This is a genomic window from Streptococcus suis (assembly GCF_046032115.1).
Lineage (GTDB): Bacteria > Bacillota > Bacilli > Lactobacillales > Streptococcaceae > Streptococcus > Streptococcus suis_AJ.
The window spans coordinates 1-15807 of the sequence record NZ_JARQOZ010000043.1; the positions used below are offsets into that span (position 1 = coordinate 1).

Here is a 15807-nt window from a genome sequence, read left to right on the forward strand (position 1 = left end):
ATAGTCAAGTTAACATTATTACACTCATTAAAAATTTGGGATTGAAAAATCCCCATAAACTTATTTTACGAGGAGGAGAGTAATGACTAAAATTGGACTGGATGCACTAGAAACTGCCATCGCAAATGAGCTGGCTGAGTATGTGCAGGATACCACAGAGGTGATGCGTGAAGTTGTGGAGGAAGTCACTGAGGAATCTATTGAAACCTTGAAAGCAACGTCACCTAGAAAGAGTGGTTCCTATGCCAAAGGGTGGAAGAGTAAAGCAACGATTGATACCAGTACAGGTCTAACTAAAACCATTCATAATCGAACGCCAGGCCTAACACATCTATTAGAAAATGGTCATGCCAAAAGCTCTGGTGGGCGAGTTGAGGGGATAAAGCATATCGCTCCTGTAGAAAAACAAGCAATACAATCCTTGGAAGAAAAGCTGAGAAAGCGAGTGTGATAAGTCATGTTCCTAAGTGAAATGTACTCCATTCTCAAAGAATTACAGCTCCCAGTCGCCTACCATCATTTTGAAGAAGGGAGTCGTCCAATACCACCGTATCTGGTTTATTTGGTAACTGATTCAGAAAATCATGGTGCAGACAATTGGACCTATCATAAGCAGAATAACCTGCAAGTGGAACTCTATACTACTAAGAAAGATTTAGCAACTGAACAAAAGGTGGAGTCATTATTTGACAGCCACCTTATTTATTTTGAAAAAGTAGAGACCTATATCTCATCAGAGAAACTCTACCAAATAACCTATTACATCACATTACATGGAGGATAATATGGCTGAAAAGAATAAGGTCACCTTTGGACTACAAGATGTCCATTGGGCAGAAGTTACAAGCGAAGGTTCTGATGGTACGTTGACATACGGCAATGTGGAACGCCTTCGTGGTGCTGCAGAATTAACCCTTGAACCAACAGGAGATAAGGGTTCTTATAAGGCAGACAATATCAATTTTTATACAACGGAGTCAAACGATGGTTATGAAGGAACACTAAAAGTTGCTCTTTTAACGCAGGAATTTTTGACTCGAGTCCTCGGAGAACAGTTGGATGCGACGACAAATACCATCTCAGAAATCGCAAATAGCGAAAAGAAAAATTTTGCGTTGATGTTCCGTTTTGAAGGGGATAAAAAAGAAACATTACACGTTTTGTATTATTGTTACGCATCTCGTCCGACTGTTGGTTCAAAAACCAAGTCAGGTTCGGATATCAATGAGGTAGAGTTGACCTTTACTGCCAGTCCTCGCCCTCTTGATAAGGTTGTACGTAGACGAACAACGGAGGAAACGAGTGATGAGATCCGTCAAAACTGGTTCAAGGCAGTTTTTGAACCTCGTAAGTAAGGGAGAAGGCAATGAGAGAAAGTATTACCATAGCAGGCACGACCTACGAGTTAGCAACCAATGCCTACACACCAATTGCTTATAAAGAGCAGTTTGGCAAGGACTATTTCCAAGATCTCTTTTCTATGGTCAATAGTCAAGCTATCTTGGATAAGCTAGACCAGCTGGAGGAAGGGGAAGAACTCAAGGCAAGTCAGGTTGATGTGTCTATTTTATCTGACTTTGATATGACCTTTTTCCATCGTCTTTTTTGGGTTTTTGCCAAATCTGCCAATCCTCGTGTGAAACCTTTTGTGGATTTCTTCATGGAATTGGAGGAATTTCCAGTTCAGGAAGTAGCCCCTGTCTTGATGAATATGTTGAACCAAGGGATGTCAACCAGAAAAAAGCAGATGAAACAGAAACAGCGAGTGAAGAAATCTTCACAGTAGAGAGTTATTTCTCCTGTTGTAAGGAGACTGGTCTGACCATTGACGATTTAAAACATATCTCTATTGGGATGGCACTTGACTACCAAACGGACTATGTGGAGATGCGTACTCGAGAAACTTCTCAAACACGACGAGCAACTCAGGCTGATTTTGATAATTTCTGATGGTAGAAAGGAGGGATTATGGCTGGAAATATCAAGGGGATTACGATTGAAATTGGTGGCGATACCCAACCCTTACAAGATGCACTTAAGGGTGTAAACAAACAAGCATCTGAAGCTACCAAAGAATTAAGACAGATTGATAAGGCTCTCAGGTTTGATACAGGAAATGTCACCCTCCTTACACAAAAACAGGAAGTATTGGCAAAACAAGTCGAGATAACCAAAGAAAAATTGGCAACGCTCCGTCAAGCCCAATCACAGGTGGAAGCTCAATTTAAGGCTGGGGATATTGGGGCAGACCAGTACCGTGCCTTTCAACGTGAGGTGGAAACTACTCAAAGGCTGCTAACGTCCTATGAAACTAAGTTAGCTGATGTGTCATCAACACTTGAGAATCACGGTCGAGCCAGTAGTTCAGCGGCTCAACAATTAGATAAACTCCAAGTGGAGCAGGGGCAGTTAGCAAGTGAGATGAACAAGGTCACGTCTCAATTTGAGTTACAAGAAAGTGCTTTGTCATCCAATAGTTCCGAAGCAGAACGCAATGCCATAGCCCAACAAAAGATCGGAGCACAGTCAGAAATTGTTTCTAAACAAATTTCCAATCTCGAAAAGCAACTAGCCCTGACAAAGAGTGAATATGGTGAGAATTCCATTGAAGCCAATAAGATGGAGGCTGAGTTGAACCAAGCAAAGACCGCTCTCAATAACTTGAACAACGAGATGGATGAGACCAAATCCTCTGCCGATGGTGCTCAAGATGGTATGAAAGCCATGTCTGACACCATTCGGGCTGAGGCACTTCAAGCAACCAGTGAGAAGCTAGCAGACATCTCTCAGAAAATCTTCGAAGTCGGAACAGAGTCCATGTCTGCGGCAGCTCAACTTCAAGCCAGCAATGCCCAATTCTCTACAGTATTTGGGGATATGGAGAATGCTGCTAAGGATGCCCTCAATAAGATTGGGGAAGAGATGGACATTGTTCCAGAGCGTCTTCAAGGCTCCTTCACTCAGATGGCTTCCTTTGCCAAAACCTCTGGAATGGATACGGCTCAGGCTTTGGATCTGACCACTCGTGCCACCAGAGCAGCGGCTGATGGGGCAGCATTTTACGACAAATCCATCGAAGAAGTCACCGAAAACCTGCAGTCCTTCCTCAAAGGAAACTATGAAAATGACGCAGCTCTAGGTATTTCTGCGACAGAAACCACTCGTAATGCAGCGGCGAACAAGCTCTATGGAAAGTCCTTCAATGAACTATCAGAAGCTCAGAAGCAGTTAACCCTCCTTCAAATGGTAGAGGACGGCAATGAACTCTCTGGAGCCTTGGGACAAGCTGCAAGGGAATCAGATGGACTGGAAAACGTTCTGGGTAACTTAAGACAGTCTGGAACTAATGCTCTAGCAGCAATCGGTCAACCGATTCTGGAGATCCTTATTCCAGTCTTCCAAAGTTTGGCAGACATTATTAGTCAACTAGCGACTTGGTTTACCAACTTATCCAGTCCCATCAAGGAAGTCGTCATTATCTTCACAGGTATTTTAGCCGTGGTAGGTATGTTACTTCCTATTTTCTTGGGCTTACAGGTTGCGGCAGCCGCTATGGGGACAACCGTTGTTGGAATGATAACGGCATTTTTGCCGATTGTGGGGATTATTGTTGGTATTGTAGCTGCCATTACCTTACTGATTGTTGGGTTAAAAGAACTCTGGACGAATCACGAAGGCTTTCGAACGGCTGTGACGGAAATCTGGAATAGTATCTATGCCTTTCTGTCCATGATCATCCAGCAGATTTCTAGTTTTGTTATGTCCATCTGGGGAACGCTAACCACATGGTGGACTGAAAACCAGCAATTGATTCTAAATGCTGCAACCACGGTATGGAATGCCATCAATACGGTTATTCAAACGGTGATGACTATTCTTGGACCGCTCATCCAAGCAAGTTGGGAGAATATCAAACTCATCATCACAGCCGCTTGGGAGATGATAAAGATTGTGGTCGAGACTGCTATCAATGTGGTACTTGGTATCATCAAGGCAGTCATGCAGGTTATCACTGGTGATTGGACTGGCGCTTGGGAAACCATCAAACAGGTCTTGTCGATAGCATGGGAGGGCATCAAGTCCCTTATTTCCTTAGCCCTCAATTTCATCGCCCAGTACATCTCAACTGCTTGGACAGGTATCAAGCATACCATCTCAAATGTACTATCTGCCATTAGTTCTGTCATTTCATCTATCTGGTCAGCTATTCAATCGACAATATCCAGTGTTATGTCTGCGATTGGTTCAACAGTATCAACCATATGGAATGGTATCAGTAGTACCGTATCCAATATTCTGAATGGGATATCCAATACAGTTTCATCTGTTTGGAACGGTGTGAAAAATACCATTTCAAGTGCTATCAATGGTGCAAGAGATGCCGTGAGTAATGCCATCAATGCCATTAAAAATCTTTTTAACTTCCAAATCAGATGGCCACATATTCCCCTTCCTCATTTTCGAGTATCAGGTTCTGCCAATCCACTCGATTGGTTGAAGGGCGGTATTCCGAGAATCTCCATTGATTGGTATGCCAAAGGTGGAATTTTAACCAAGCCCACTGCATTTGGAATGAATGGCAATAGCCTAATGGTTGGAGGTGAGGCTGGAAAAGAAGCAGTCTTGCCCTTGAATGAACAAACATTGGGTGCAATTGGTCGAGGAATCGCAAAGACCATGACAAGCAATTTACCAACCATTCACATCACCATTACTGGAAATACGATAAGAGAAGAAACTGACCTTCACCGACTAGCGGAGATGGTTGGAGAAAAACTAGTGTATGAATTAGAACGTCAACAAGGATTGAGAGGAGTGAAACCATGATTAGACATAATGCATTAACCATTGGTGGAGTGTCCACGAGTTCTTTTCCTTTTAAGGTAATCGTGGAAGATAGTCCTTCAATCACAGTAAGTGAAAGTAAGACGCAATTGATAGAACACCAAGGCCTGTCAGGAGCGGTTCTTCAAACCAATCCTCGCAGAAGTGTCATGGAACTGAGCTACACCCTCTATCTTGTAAAACCTAGTGAAGAACAGTTATTATCCTTTTTGAAGCTATTTTTGAAAGAAGGATTTTGGCTTGAGAACGCTAGTTTCAAGACCATACGCTTTTGGTGTTACAAGGTACACCATACTCCAGTTCAAAAGGATAAGCTGGGGGTGTATGAGTTTAAGGTTACATTTTCTTGTCACCCAACCAAGTGGTTCAAAACGACGACCTCGCAGGTGTTTAGAACCAGTGGTGTTTTGCGATGTCAAGGTTCAGCCATCGCTTTTCCAAAGATTACCATAAGTGGCAACTCGACTAGTGAAACTAGCTTTACAATTGGGGAAGATGTCATCCGCTTGGAGCGATTACAAGAAACACTCATTATGGATAATAATCCTAGTCAGCCAAGTTTTAAGACACAAAGAGGTCAGCCTGTAAAATGGTCTGGCGATTTTATTTCCATTGATGCGGCCAGAAATGACTCGGTTGGAGTTGTCTTAGGTGCTGGCATTACATCATTAACAATAGAAATGAATTGGGGGTGGGCTTAGTGCTATCTTTATTAGACAAAACCGTTCGAACGGCAAAATGGCATGGGAAACCACTCCCAGTGACCATAAAGGCAAGCGTTAAAGAAACCTTGAATGGGGATTTTGTCCTAAATTTTACCTATCCAATCACAGACAGCGGACTATTTCGAGAGTTAAAAGAGGACTACCTCGTTCGTAGCCCAGTTCCAGTATTGGGACACCAGTTGTTTAGGATTAAGAAAGTCATTGAAGGAGACACCAGTCTTGAAGTTGTGGCCTATCACATATCAGATGACGTCATGACTAGGTTGGTATCTCCATTTAGGTGTGAACAGGTACCTTGTGCAACAGCACTATCAAGCATGGTCATGGCAAGCAAGTCTCCACTTGGAGATTTTTCTTTTACCAGTGACATTGTCAAGAATAGAACCTATACAACGGACAAGGAACAGACGCTGTACTCCAGCCTGATGGATGGTAAACACTCTATCCTTGGAACTTGGGAGGGAGAACTGGTTCGAGATAACATTGCCCTATCAATTAAGAGTGAGCGAGGACAAGACCGTGGAGTTGTTATCTCTACTCACTACAATTTGAAAAAGTATCAACGAACCAAAGAAAGTTCACAGATTATCACTCGTATCCATGCCACTTCAAGCTTCGAGCAAGAGGGGAAGGATAGGGAGACTGTACTTCAAGTCACTGTAGATAGTCCGTTGATTAACTTCTATCCTTTCATCAATGAAGTGACCTATACCAATAATAATCTCAAAACTCGACAGGAGTTAATAGAGTGGGCTAGTAGCAAGTTTCGCTTAGAGGGAATTGATAAGCCAAAAGATGCCATCATCATTGAGGCATTTGAGTTAGATGGTCAAACGGTTCATCTAGGCGATACCGTAACTTTAAAAAGCAAGCTACACGGAATTGATGTTAGGAAGAAAGCAATCGCTTATGATTATGATCCTTTAGCTAAGAATTACCGCTCTATCACTTTTGATGATAAGGCAAGTAGCGGTACAGGTAAAACTGGCGGTAGCTTAACTACACTAGCCAATAATCTCCTTGATGGAAATAAGCGGAGTGAGGATGTTGCCGTTGAAATTGCCATTGATAATGCCAACAGAGCATTTGATGCGGAATTTGAGAAACGTCAAGTAGCCATTGATAATGCTATCGAACAGGCTCAAAGTCGTGGGGAGGTCTATGCGGATCGATTAAAGGCTAGCATTGATAGTGAACTTACTTCTATTCACCAACAGATGCGGCAACAGGAAGAGGAGCAGCAACGTACAACTCGTGAATTATTGGCAAAGGCTGGGGTAAACAGCAACCTAGCCACAGAAGCCAAACAAAAAGCAGAGCAGGCTCAAACTGGGGCAACTGAAGCCCTCAGAAGGGCAGAACAAGCCAAGCTTGATGCTATTCAAGAAGCTAACCGCTTGACTTCGACGGAGCGTAGTCAAACAGAGTCAAAGATTGCGACAGCAAAATCACAAGCTATCTCTGAAGCTAGTCGATTAGTTGATGTAGCAAAATCACTATTAGGTGGACAGTTGGCTACAGTAAGTACCAATCTCTCGCAAACCAAGGAAGATATTAAACTTCTTGCGAGTAAGCAACTGGTGGATAGTCTGACTGGTCGAGTAACGGGTGCAGAATCCATGATTCAAGTGCAAGCAGACCAAATTTCTCAGCGAGTAAAGACTAGCGATTTTAACCAAGCAAAACAGAGAATCGAAACTGCAGAGTCAACGATTACTCAATTGGGGAATCGTATTACAACTGAAATCAGTCAAGTGGATGCGAAAATTCCAACTAGCCTAGATGGTCTCAATTTGATGACTGGTACTCGTGATTGGTCGAATAAAGGAAATGCCTGGCATTTAGGAAACAATTGGTCTACTGAAACGGAGAATTTTAGGGGACTAGTAGTTCGTTCGACTCAAGCGGGTTATAACGGAAGTCATCAGAATATTGTTGTGAAAGCAGGAGATGTCATTACTTTTAGCTTTTATGCCAAAGCGAATCAGCCACTTTCTTCCATCAAAGTTTCAGCGATTTGGTCCGGTTCTAGTGTCTATCGTGCTCCAGTCGCAAGAGTGAGGGAATCGGACGATATTATATCTGTCACCAGTGACTGGAAACGCTACTGGAAAACAGTTCATGTCTTATCTGATGGATCACTCCAATTTCGAACGGAGTATAATGCAAGCACAATCCCTAATGGGAATAAATTCTACGTGGCAGGATTGAAAGTCGCAAAGACCTCACTAGATACAGGTTATTCAGAAAATCCAGCAGATATAGCTGGTGAATTGACCACCCAACGGACACTCATCACTCAAACGGCTTCTGGTGTAGAGCAGGTTTCTACAAGATTAACCGAGGCGAGTGGAAAGATTTCTAGTAGTGAAACACAGATTCGACAATTAGTTTCGGATGTATCCTCAAAGGTCAGTCAGACGGATTTCAATAACTTGAAACGAACTGTTGAAGGACATACTACATCCATCCAACAGACGCAACAATCTATTTTGCTTAAGGCTGATAAGACCGTTCTTGAAGGGGTCAAAACCACCGCTGACAATGCCTTGGCTAAGGCCAACACAAACGCTAGTCAGATTACCCAAACCAAGGCAGACCTACGGATTGCCAATGATGCCATCTCACAGAAAGTCGCAAAGACGGATTTTAATAACTTGACTGGTCGAGTAGCAAGTACAGAAACCACTATCCGAACACAGGCTGGGCAAATTGAACAACGACTAACAAGTACGCAAGTTGAATCTGCCATTAACTCAAAAGGCTACCAAACCAAGTCTCAGGTTGATTCAAATATTACTGGTCGTGGCTATCTTACGAGCAGTTCGTTACAACCCTATGCAACGACAACCAGTGTGCAGAACTTGGTCAAAACAACCTCTGATAGTTTCACTCAACGAATCAGTCAAACGGAAAGCAGAATCCCTACCTCAGTTTCGCATCGTAATTTGATAGCTGGTACTTCGGATAAATGGAGTGCTTATCAGACGATAAATGCCAATAGCAACTGGGTAGCTTCTTTAGGAAGAGTTCAGTTTGGAGATAGTAGTGGTATCTATGTTGGGTCAAAAGTGCATTTATATGTTCATGTCTCAGCGGATGAGATGACTTTTGACCCTGCTGTAACTACTCGTACTATGAAACTTCAAGGTCCAATCTTGGATAACCAAAATGCTTGGACATGGACCAACTGGAATTTGTATCACCCTTTCTACAATAAGTGGAGCAGTAATCTGACGACGGGCAACAATTATCGGTTAATCAAACTAACCTCTACCATCACTCAAGAGATGTACCAACACTCTAAAGGATTTGAACTTCAAGTTAGAATTGATGGGGTTAAGACAGGTAAGTTTCATGTGAGAGCCTTAATGGTATCAACTGGTGATATCTTTCCAGACTATTGGACACCGTCATTAGACGACTTTACGACAGTGTCTGCCTTTCATGAAGTGCGGGATACTGTAAGTAGTCACACTCGGACCATTGGAGATCACACCAATCAAATCAGTCAGGTTGTTCAAACGGCTACTGGGATTGTGACACGAGTTGGCAATCTAGAAACAAGTCGAGCAACAACTGCCACAGTAACTGCAATTCAAACGCAGGTTTCAACACTTGCAGGGGCGTGGTCGGTTCGAAATCTAACCAGTGCAGGAACAGTCCTGAGTCAGCTCAATCTCAATAAGGATGGCACAGTCAAGATTGATGGAAAACTCGTTCAAATAACAGGTACAACCTATATCCAAGATGGAGTGATTGCGAGCGGTAAGATTGCCAGTCTTGATGCAGGCAAGATTACGTCAGGCATCATCTCAGCAGCTCGGATTGGAGCAGAAGCTATTACTGCGGACAAGTTAAAGGTTGACCAGGCTTTCTTTACCAAGTTTATGGCTACAGAAGCCTATCTCAAGCAGTTGTTTGCCAAATCGGCCTTTATAACCCAAGTGCAGGCAGTAACCCTATCTGCAAACAAAATTTCTGGAGGTATTTTGTCAGCAATCAACGGAGCCATGAAAATCAATCTATCACTTGGAAACATCAAGTTCTTTACCAACTCTCCATCCATTTCTCGTGAGGTTAGTGGATATCCTCACCAATGGGTTTCCTTTGAGACAGGAACATCAAATGGTAAGCCATGTGGTGTAACCATTATCGGTTCAAATCGATGGAACAACTGGAATGCCAATGACGGTGGCTTTGTAGGGATTCGAGCATGGAATGGTACTGAAACCGACCAAATTGATGTGGTGGGCGATAAGGTACGTTTAGCTAGTGCTCCATATACCAATCCAGATGGATGGGAAATAGTAACCTTGCCTAACCGATTGAGTATTGATGCCTATAAAGCATCTGACCGACCAAGTTCTATTTTGAATATCGGAGATATCCGCATCTATCGAAATGGGACAACCTATGTCAGCTTGAAAGACGTACTTCATCAATTCAATCACAATTTTAAACACTTAGTAAACATCACAGGTCGAGGTGACGTCATCTTGACATGGGATACGATTAAATAAAGGAGTTCACAGATGAATCTAGAACAAATCAACCAATCATTAAAATTAACCATCCAGGAGCTTGTCTCCAAGCTATCTGATGAGATTACCGCTAAGAACCTCATTGCCATCCAATTGGTGGAAAGGGATGAGGAACTTAGCCTATTGCGTAAAGAAAAACAGGAATTGACTGAGCTATTAGAAGTTCAGACAAAACCTGAAGAAAGGAAAGGAGAATAGTTATCATGGCACTTCTCAATATTGACAAAGTAACAGAACCATTTGATTTGGAGACAGCTCTCGCTTACATGCGTAAGAATGGAGAGTTCATTCGTTGTAAGACAGCAGAGCAGGATTTTTACATGTATCTTGAAGAAGTAAGGCGACCTGCCATTAAAAATGGAAGGCGGCAGTTGGTTACAACAGAAACAGTTTGGGCGTTTAATCAGTGGGGTAGTACCACATTAACTCTGAATCTTTCTGATTTATTTCATGAATGTTTTTATCTGATGCGGTTTGATGAGAACGGTCAACCGGATTGGTCAGACCCTACCATTGTGCAGGAAGGCCCAGTAGAAAGTGAGGTGACCGATGAAGGAACTGTTAACTCTTAATAAGATTTTATTTTCCATGATTGGAGGCTTGATTGGTAGTCTATTTGGAGAGTTGGATGGTATCTTATATGCCCTACTTGTCTTCATTATTATTGACTATCTAACAGGAATTTTTGCGGCAGTTGTAGAGAAACAATTGTCAAGTAGTATCGGTTTTCGTGGCATCTTTAAAAAGATAGCCATTTTATTTTTAGTTTCACTAGGTCATCTGATTGATACTGCAATCATCAAGCAGGGTGGAACAATTCGAACCATGGTCATTTTCTTTTATCTCAGTAATGAGGGGTTAAGTATTCTAGAAAATACCGTTCGAATTGGTTTACCAATACCTGAGAAACTACAAGCAATCTTAAAACAAATCAACGAGAGGTGAGAAGATATGGGAAAACATCTAGTCATTTGTGGTCATGGCCAAGGGCGAACAAGCTATGATCCTGGAGCAGTGAATGCCAAACTAGGTATCACAGAAGCAGGAAAGGTTCGAGAATTAGCCAAGTTAATGTCTAAGTACAGTGGACAGCGAATTGATTTTATTACCGAACAAAATGTTTATGATTATCGGAGTATTACTAGTATTGGTAAGGGATACGACTCGATTACTGAATTGCACTTCAATGCCTTTAATGGAAGTGCTAAAGGTACAGAAGTCTTGATTCAATCTTCCTTAGAAGCAGATAAGGAAGATATGGCTATCCTGTCTCTCCTTTCACACTATTTCCAAAATCGTGGCATTAAGAAGGTAGATTGGCTATATAATGCCAATCAAGCAGCAAGTCGTGGATACACCTATCGTTTGGTGGAGATTGCTTTCATCGATAATGAACAAGATATGGCGATTTTTGAGAACAAGAAAGAGGATATTGCGAGAGGTCTTGTGTCAGCAATAACAGGAGTTGAGGTCAAGACCATAGTTCCCTCGACACCCAGTTCAACCGTTGGGAGTTCAGGAACTCCTTCAAAACCAGTCTATCTTGTTGGTGATAGTCTTAGGGTGTTGCCTCATGCGACTCATTATCAGACTGGTCAGAAAATCGCCAACTGGGTCAAGGGGCGCACCTACAAAATCCTTCAAGTGAAGAATATTCACCAGTCCAACAGTAAGAGAGCTTATCTACTTGATGGAATCAAGTCATGGGTGCTTGAGCAGGATGTAGAAGGAACAACTAAAGGCCATAGTGAGCAGACCTATCAAGCACAGAAAGGCGATACGTATTATGGAATCGCTCGGAAGTTTGGTTTAACAGTAGATGCCCTACTTGCGGTGAATGGTTTGAAGAAGTCGGATATCCTGAAAGTTGGGCAAACACTCAAGGTTAACACAGCTTCAAGGACAACAACCGCTATTCCAACCAGTGTTGCCAGTCGTGTGGTTGCGTCAGCATTATCCAAGGTCGGTCAAAAGGTGACCGTTCCATCTAACCCTTATGGTGGACAGTGTGTTGCCTTGGTGGATAAGATTGTTCAAGAGCTTACGGACAAGAATATGTCCTATACAAATGCCATTGATTGTTTGAAGAAAGCAAAATCAAATGGTTTCCAAGTAATCTACGATGCTTGGGGTGTGAATCCTAAAGCAGGTGATTTTTATGTCATTGAGACAGATGGTTTGGTCTATGGGCATATTGGTGTCTGTGTGACAGATTCTGACGGAAAAAGTATTGATGGTGTGGAACAGAATATTGATGGATATTCTGACTATAATAAGAACGGTATCAATGACCAATTAGAAATTGGTGGCGGTGGAATTACTCGTCGTGTGAAACGGCAATGGATGGCGGATGGCTCACTCTACGATTCTACTGGAACAGTTAAACTCGGTAAAGTTGTAGGTTGGTTTAGAATATCATAATTAAGTCTTAAGCCTGGTGGGAACATCAGGCTTTATTTTTTTGCTTTTTTTTTCAATAAGTGCGGAAAAATTACTCCCAAACCTACCTAGTAAGGTAGGAGGAATATTTGTATTCCATGAACTTTGGCATAAATTTATCAGGTCGAATTAGTTTGTCTGATAACTTGACTTATTTTCCCTTTAGAGTGATATATAGTGTGCCATTACATAGGAAGGAGAGTAAATGTCCGTAAAAAAGATTAGAGTCAATAAACAAAAACACAAGCAGAGGATCTGTGCCTACATTCGAGTTTCGACGACTAATGGAAGTCAGTTAGAATCGTTAGAAAATCAGAAACATTATTTTGAAAACCTGTATTCCAATAGAGACGATATTGATTTTGTAGGTGTTTATCATGACAGAGGTATATCTGGTTCTAAGGATAATCGTCCAAATTTTCAAGCCATGATTGAAAATTGTCGTAAAGGTATGATTGATATTATTCATACCAAGTCAATTGCTCGATTTGCTAGAAACACGGTTACAGTTCTTGAAATTAGTCGTGAACTGAAGGCAATAGGAGTAGACATTTTCTTTGAGGAACAAAACATTCATACCCTTTCTAGTGAAGGGGAAGTGATGCTTTCAGTATTAGCTAGTATTGCTGAGGACGAGTTGAGGAGTATGAGTGGCAATCAACGTTGGGCATTTCAAAAGAAGTTTCAACGAGGAGAGCTAGTCATTAACACCAAGCGATTCTTAGGATATGATATAGACGAGAATGGTGAGTTGATTATCAATCCAGAAGAAGCTTTGATAGTCAGAAAAATATTTGCACTTTACCTTGAAGGGTATGGTACTCATCGTATTGCCAAACTGTTAAATGAAAAGGGAGTTGCGACGGTTACAGGTGCTAAATGGCATGACACCACAATCCGTCAAATGTTAAGCAATGAAAAATACAACGGTTCGGTCTTATTGCAGAAGTATTTTCACGATGGTGTGAATGGTCCTAAAAAATTGAATCAGGGGGAACTCGAACAATACCTGATAGAGGATAATCATGAAGCTATTATTTCAATGGAAGATTGGCAAGCAGTCCAGGTAAAACTAAACAGTAGAAGATGGCAACAAGGTAGAAACAAAACCTATAAATTTACGGGGTTATTAAAGTGTCAGCATTGTGGTTCGACTCTAAAGAGACAAGTTTCTTACAAGAAAAAAATTGTTTGGTGCTGTTCCAAATACATTAAGGAAGGAAAAGCAGCTTGTCAAGGGATGCGTGTGCCAGAAGTAGATATCTCAAATTGGACAGTAACCTCGCCAGTAAAAGTGATAGAAAGGGATAGAGATGGGGAAAAGTATTACAGTTATTCCGGCCAAGAAAGTGCAGACCAGCGTTCAACATCAGGTCAGAAAGAAAGTCAATGTAGCCGCATATTGCCGAGTGTCCACCGACCAAGACGAACAGCTATCAAGTTATGAAAACCAAGTTAATTATTACCGAGATTATATCTCCAAACACGAGGACTATGAGTTAGTTGACATCTATGCGGATGAGGGCATCTCAGCAACTAATACCAAAAAACGTGATGCTTTTAACCGCTTGATACAAGATTGTAGGGCTGGTAAGGTGGATAGGATTTTGGTAAAGTCGATCAGTCGCTTTGCAAGAAACACCCTTGATTGTATAAAATACGTCCGAGAGTTGAAAGAACTTGGTGTTGGTGTGACTTTTGAGAAGGAGAATATTGACAGCCTAGATTCCAAAGGTGAAGTTCTCCTTACAATCCTTTCTTCCTTAGCACAGGATGAGTCACGCTCGATCTCAGAGAATGCGACGTGGGGAATTCGTAAAAAGTTTGAACGTGGTGAGGTGCGCGTGAATACCACAAAGTTCATGGGTTATGACAAGGATGAGAATGGTAGGCTTATCATTAACCCTCAGCAAGCTGAAACTGTTAAATTCATATACGAGAAATTCTTAGAGGGGTACAGTCCTGAATCCATTGCTAAGTATTTGAATGACAATGAAATACCTGGTTGGACAGGAAAGGCAAATTGGTATCCAAGTGCTATACAGAAAATGCTTCAAAATGAAAAGTACAAGGGTGATGCCTTATTGCAAAAGACTTTTACCGTTGATTTTCTGACTAAGAAACGAGTTCAAAATGACGGTCAGGTTAACCAATACTATGTAGAAAATAGCCATGAGGCCATTATTGATGAGGAGACTTGGGAGACTGTTCAACTGGAAATGGCTAGACGCAAAACCTACCGAGATGAGCATCAGCTCAAATCTTATATCATGCAGAGTGAGGACAACCCATTTACCACCAAGGTGTTCTGCGGAGCCTGCGGGTCAGCCTTTGGACGGAAGAATTGGGCAACCAGCCGAGGGAAACGTAAAGTTTGGCAATGTAACAACCGCTATCGCATAAAGGGTGTTGAAGGGTGTTACAGTAGCCATTTGGATGAGGCGACACTCGAGCAGATTTTTCTAAAGGCATTAGAGCTACTAAGCGAGAACATTGATTTGCTTGATGGCAAGTGGGAGAAAATCTTAGCAGAGAATCGCCTACTGGATAAGCACTACAGCATGGCATTGAGTGACCTGCTTAGGCAGGAGCAGATAGACTTCAACCCCTCAGATATGTGCCGAGTGCTAGACCATATCAGGATAGGACTTGATGGTGAAATAACCGTTTGTTTACTGGAAGGAACTGAGGTAGATTTATAAAGCAAACGTAAGCATTATGTGCAATCCTACCATGAGGACGAGGAAATAACCCCGGAGCAGGCTCACAAGAACGCTGTCGAGCTGGCAGAGCATACAAAGGCATGGAAAGGGCATGAAGTTCTGATAGCCACGCATATAGACAAGGGGCATATACACACGCACTTTATTGTCAATTCCGTAAATTATGAGAACGGTCATAAGCTCCAATGGATGTAGGACGGATTTTGCGGACATTCAAAATAAAAAAGAATGTGGAGGTAACAGACAATGGCAAAATCATTATTTGAGGAACTGGGCGGCAAATACGAAAGGCAAGGGGATTATTTGATACCGTGCTTAACTGTACCCGCCGAAGAAGAACAGGCAATAGGCATCTGGGGGCAACGGCATTTAGATTATCTAAAACAGTACCGTAAAGTTACATACACCAATCTTCTTACAAGCGGCAGGCTAAACGCCTACCTTGCCGACATCAACAGACAGGCACAGGAACGCTTTGAAAGGCTCATAGAGGGTATGAAACAGGCACAGGGCATAACGGAACAGCTAAAG

At 42.1% G+C, this 15807-nt stretch carries 15 protein-coding genes; all 15 read left to right on the top strand.

Translation table 11 applies throughout. From position 1 onward, the window contains the following. Positions 1-82: 82 nt before the first annotated feature. Entirely contained in the window at positions 83-451 is a 369-nt protein-coding gene (locus tag P7J36_RS10215; RefSeq protein WP_408552029.1) for an HK97 gp10 family phage protein, read from the top strand. A 6-nt stretch (positions 452-457) separates the two neighbouring features. After that, positions 458-784 (top strand): hypothetical protein, encoded by a 327-nt coding sequence (locus P7J36_RS10220; RefSeq protein WP_277696832.1) that lies wholly within the window; start codon positions 458-460, stop codon positions 782-784. Between the two features lies 1 nt (position 785). After that, positions 786-1355, top strand: a complete 570-nt coding sequence (locus P7J36_RS10225) for a major tail protein (RefSeq protein WP_014636346.1) — start codon at positions 786-788, stop codon at positions 1353-1355. Between the two features lie 11 nt (positions 1356-1366). Beyond that, positions 1367-1786, top strand: coding sequence for a hypothetical protein (locus P7J36_RS10230; protein WP_024407624.1), 420 nt, complete (start codon positions 1367-1369; stop codon positions 1784-1786). 182 nt (positions 1787-1968) lie between these two features. Then, positions 1969-4827 carry a phage tail tape measure protein gene (locus P7J36_RS10235; RefSeq protein ID WP_408552028.1) on the top strand — a complete coding sequence of 953 codons (2859 nt, stop codon included), beginning with the start codon at positions 1969-1971 and terminating at the stop codon, positions 4825-4827. After that, positions 4824-5546 (top strand): phage tail protein, encoded by a 723-nt coding sequence (locus tag P7J36_RS10240; RefSeq protein ID WP_408552027.1) that lies wholly within the window; start codon positions 4824-4826, stop codon positions 5544-5546. Before P7J36_RS10235 ends, P7J36_RS10240 begins: the two co-directional genes overlap by 4 nt. Continuing rightward, positions 5546-10093 carry a phage tail spike protein gene (locus tag P7J36_RS10245; protein WP_408552026.1) on the top strand — a complete coding sequence of 1516 codons (4548 nt, stop codon included), beginning with the start codon at positions 5546-5548 and terminating at the stop codon, positions 10091-10093. The genes P7J36_RS10240 and P7J36_RS10245 overlap by 1 nt, the downstream gene beginning before the upstream one ends. Positions 10094-10105: 12 nt before the next feature. Then, on the top strand, positions 10106-10312 hold the full coding sequence (locus P7J36_RS10250; RefSeq protein ID WP_024412681.1) for a hypothetical protein: 207 nt from the start codon (positions 10106-10108) through the stop codon (positions 10310-10312). A 5-nt stretch (positions 10313-10317) separates the two neighbouring features. Beyond that, a complete protein-coding gene (locus P7J36_RS10255) occupies positions 10318-10686 on the top strand; it encodes a hypothetical protein (RefSeq protein WP_024412680.1) in 369 nt (122 codons plus the stop codon). Beyond that, positions 10664-11059, top strand: a complete 396-nt coding sequence (locus P7J36_RS10260; RefSeq protein ID WP_014636353.1) for a phage holin family protein — start codon at positions 10664-10666, stop codon at positions 11057-11059. The genes P7J36_RS10255 and P7J36_RS10260 overlap by 23 nt, the downstream gene beginning before the upstream one ends. 6 nt (positions 11060-11065) lie before the next feature. Next, positions 11066-12535, top strand: a complete 1470-nt coding sequence (locus P7J36_RS10265; protein WP_024412679.1) for a LysM peptidoglycan-binding domain-containing protein — start codon at positions 11066-11068, stop codon at positions 12533-12535. Between the two features lie 223 nt (positions 12536-12758). Then, positions 12759-14000, top strand: a complete 1242-nt coding sequence (locus tag P7J36_RS10270; protein ID WP_024412678.1) for a recombinase family protein — start codon at positions 12759-12761, stop codon at positions 13998-14000. Further along, entirely contained in the window at positions 13903-15255 is a 1353-nt protein-coding gene (locus P7J36_RS10275; RefSeq protein ID WP_079267951.1) for a recombinase family protein, read from the top strand. The genes P7J36_RS10270 and P7J36_RS10275 overlap by 98 nt, the downstream gene beginning before the upstream one ends. Before the next feature lie 18 nt (positions 15256-15273). After that, positions 15274-15471 carry a relaxase/mobilization nuclease domain-containing protein gene (locus P7J36_RS10280; RefSeq protein ID WP_024407616.1) on the top strand — a complete coding sequence of 66 codons (198 nt, stop codon included), beginning with the start codon at positions 15274-15276 and terminating at the stop codon, positions 15469-15471. Between the two features lie 51 nt (positions 15472-15522). Continuing rightward, the coding region (locus P7J36_RS10290) for a TnpV protein (RefSeq protein WP_118045519.1) at positions 15523-15807 on the top strand (285 nt) is incomplete at its 3' end.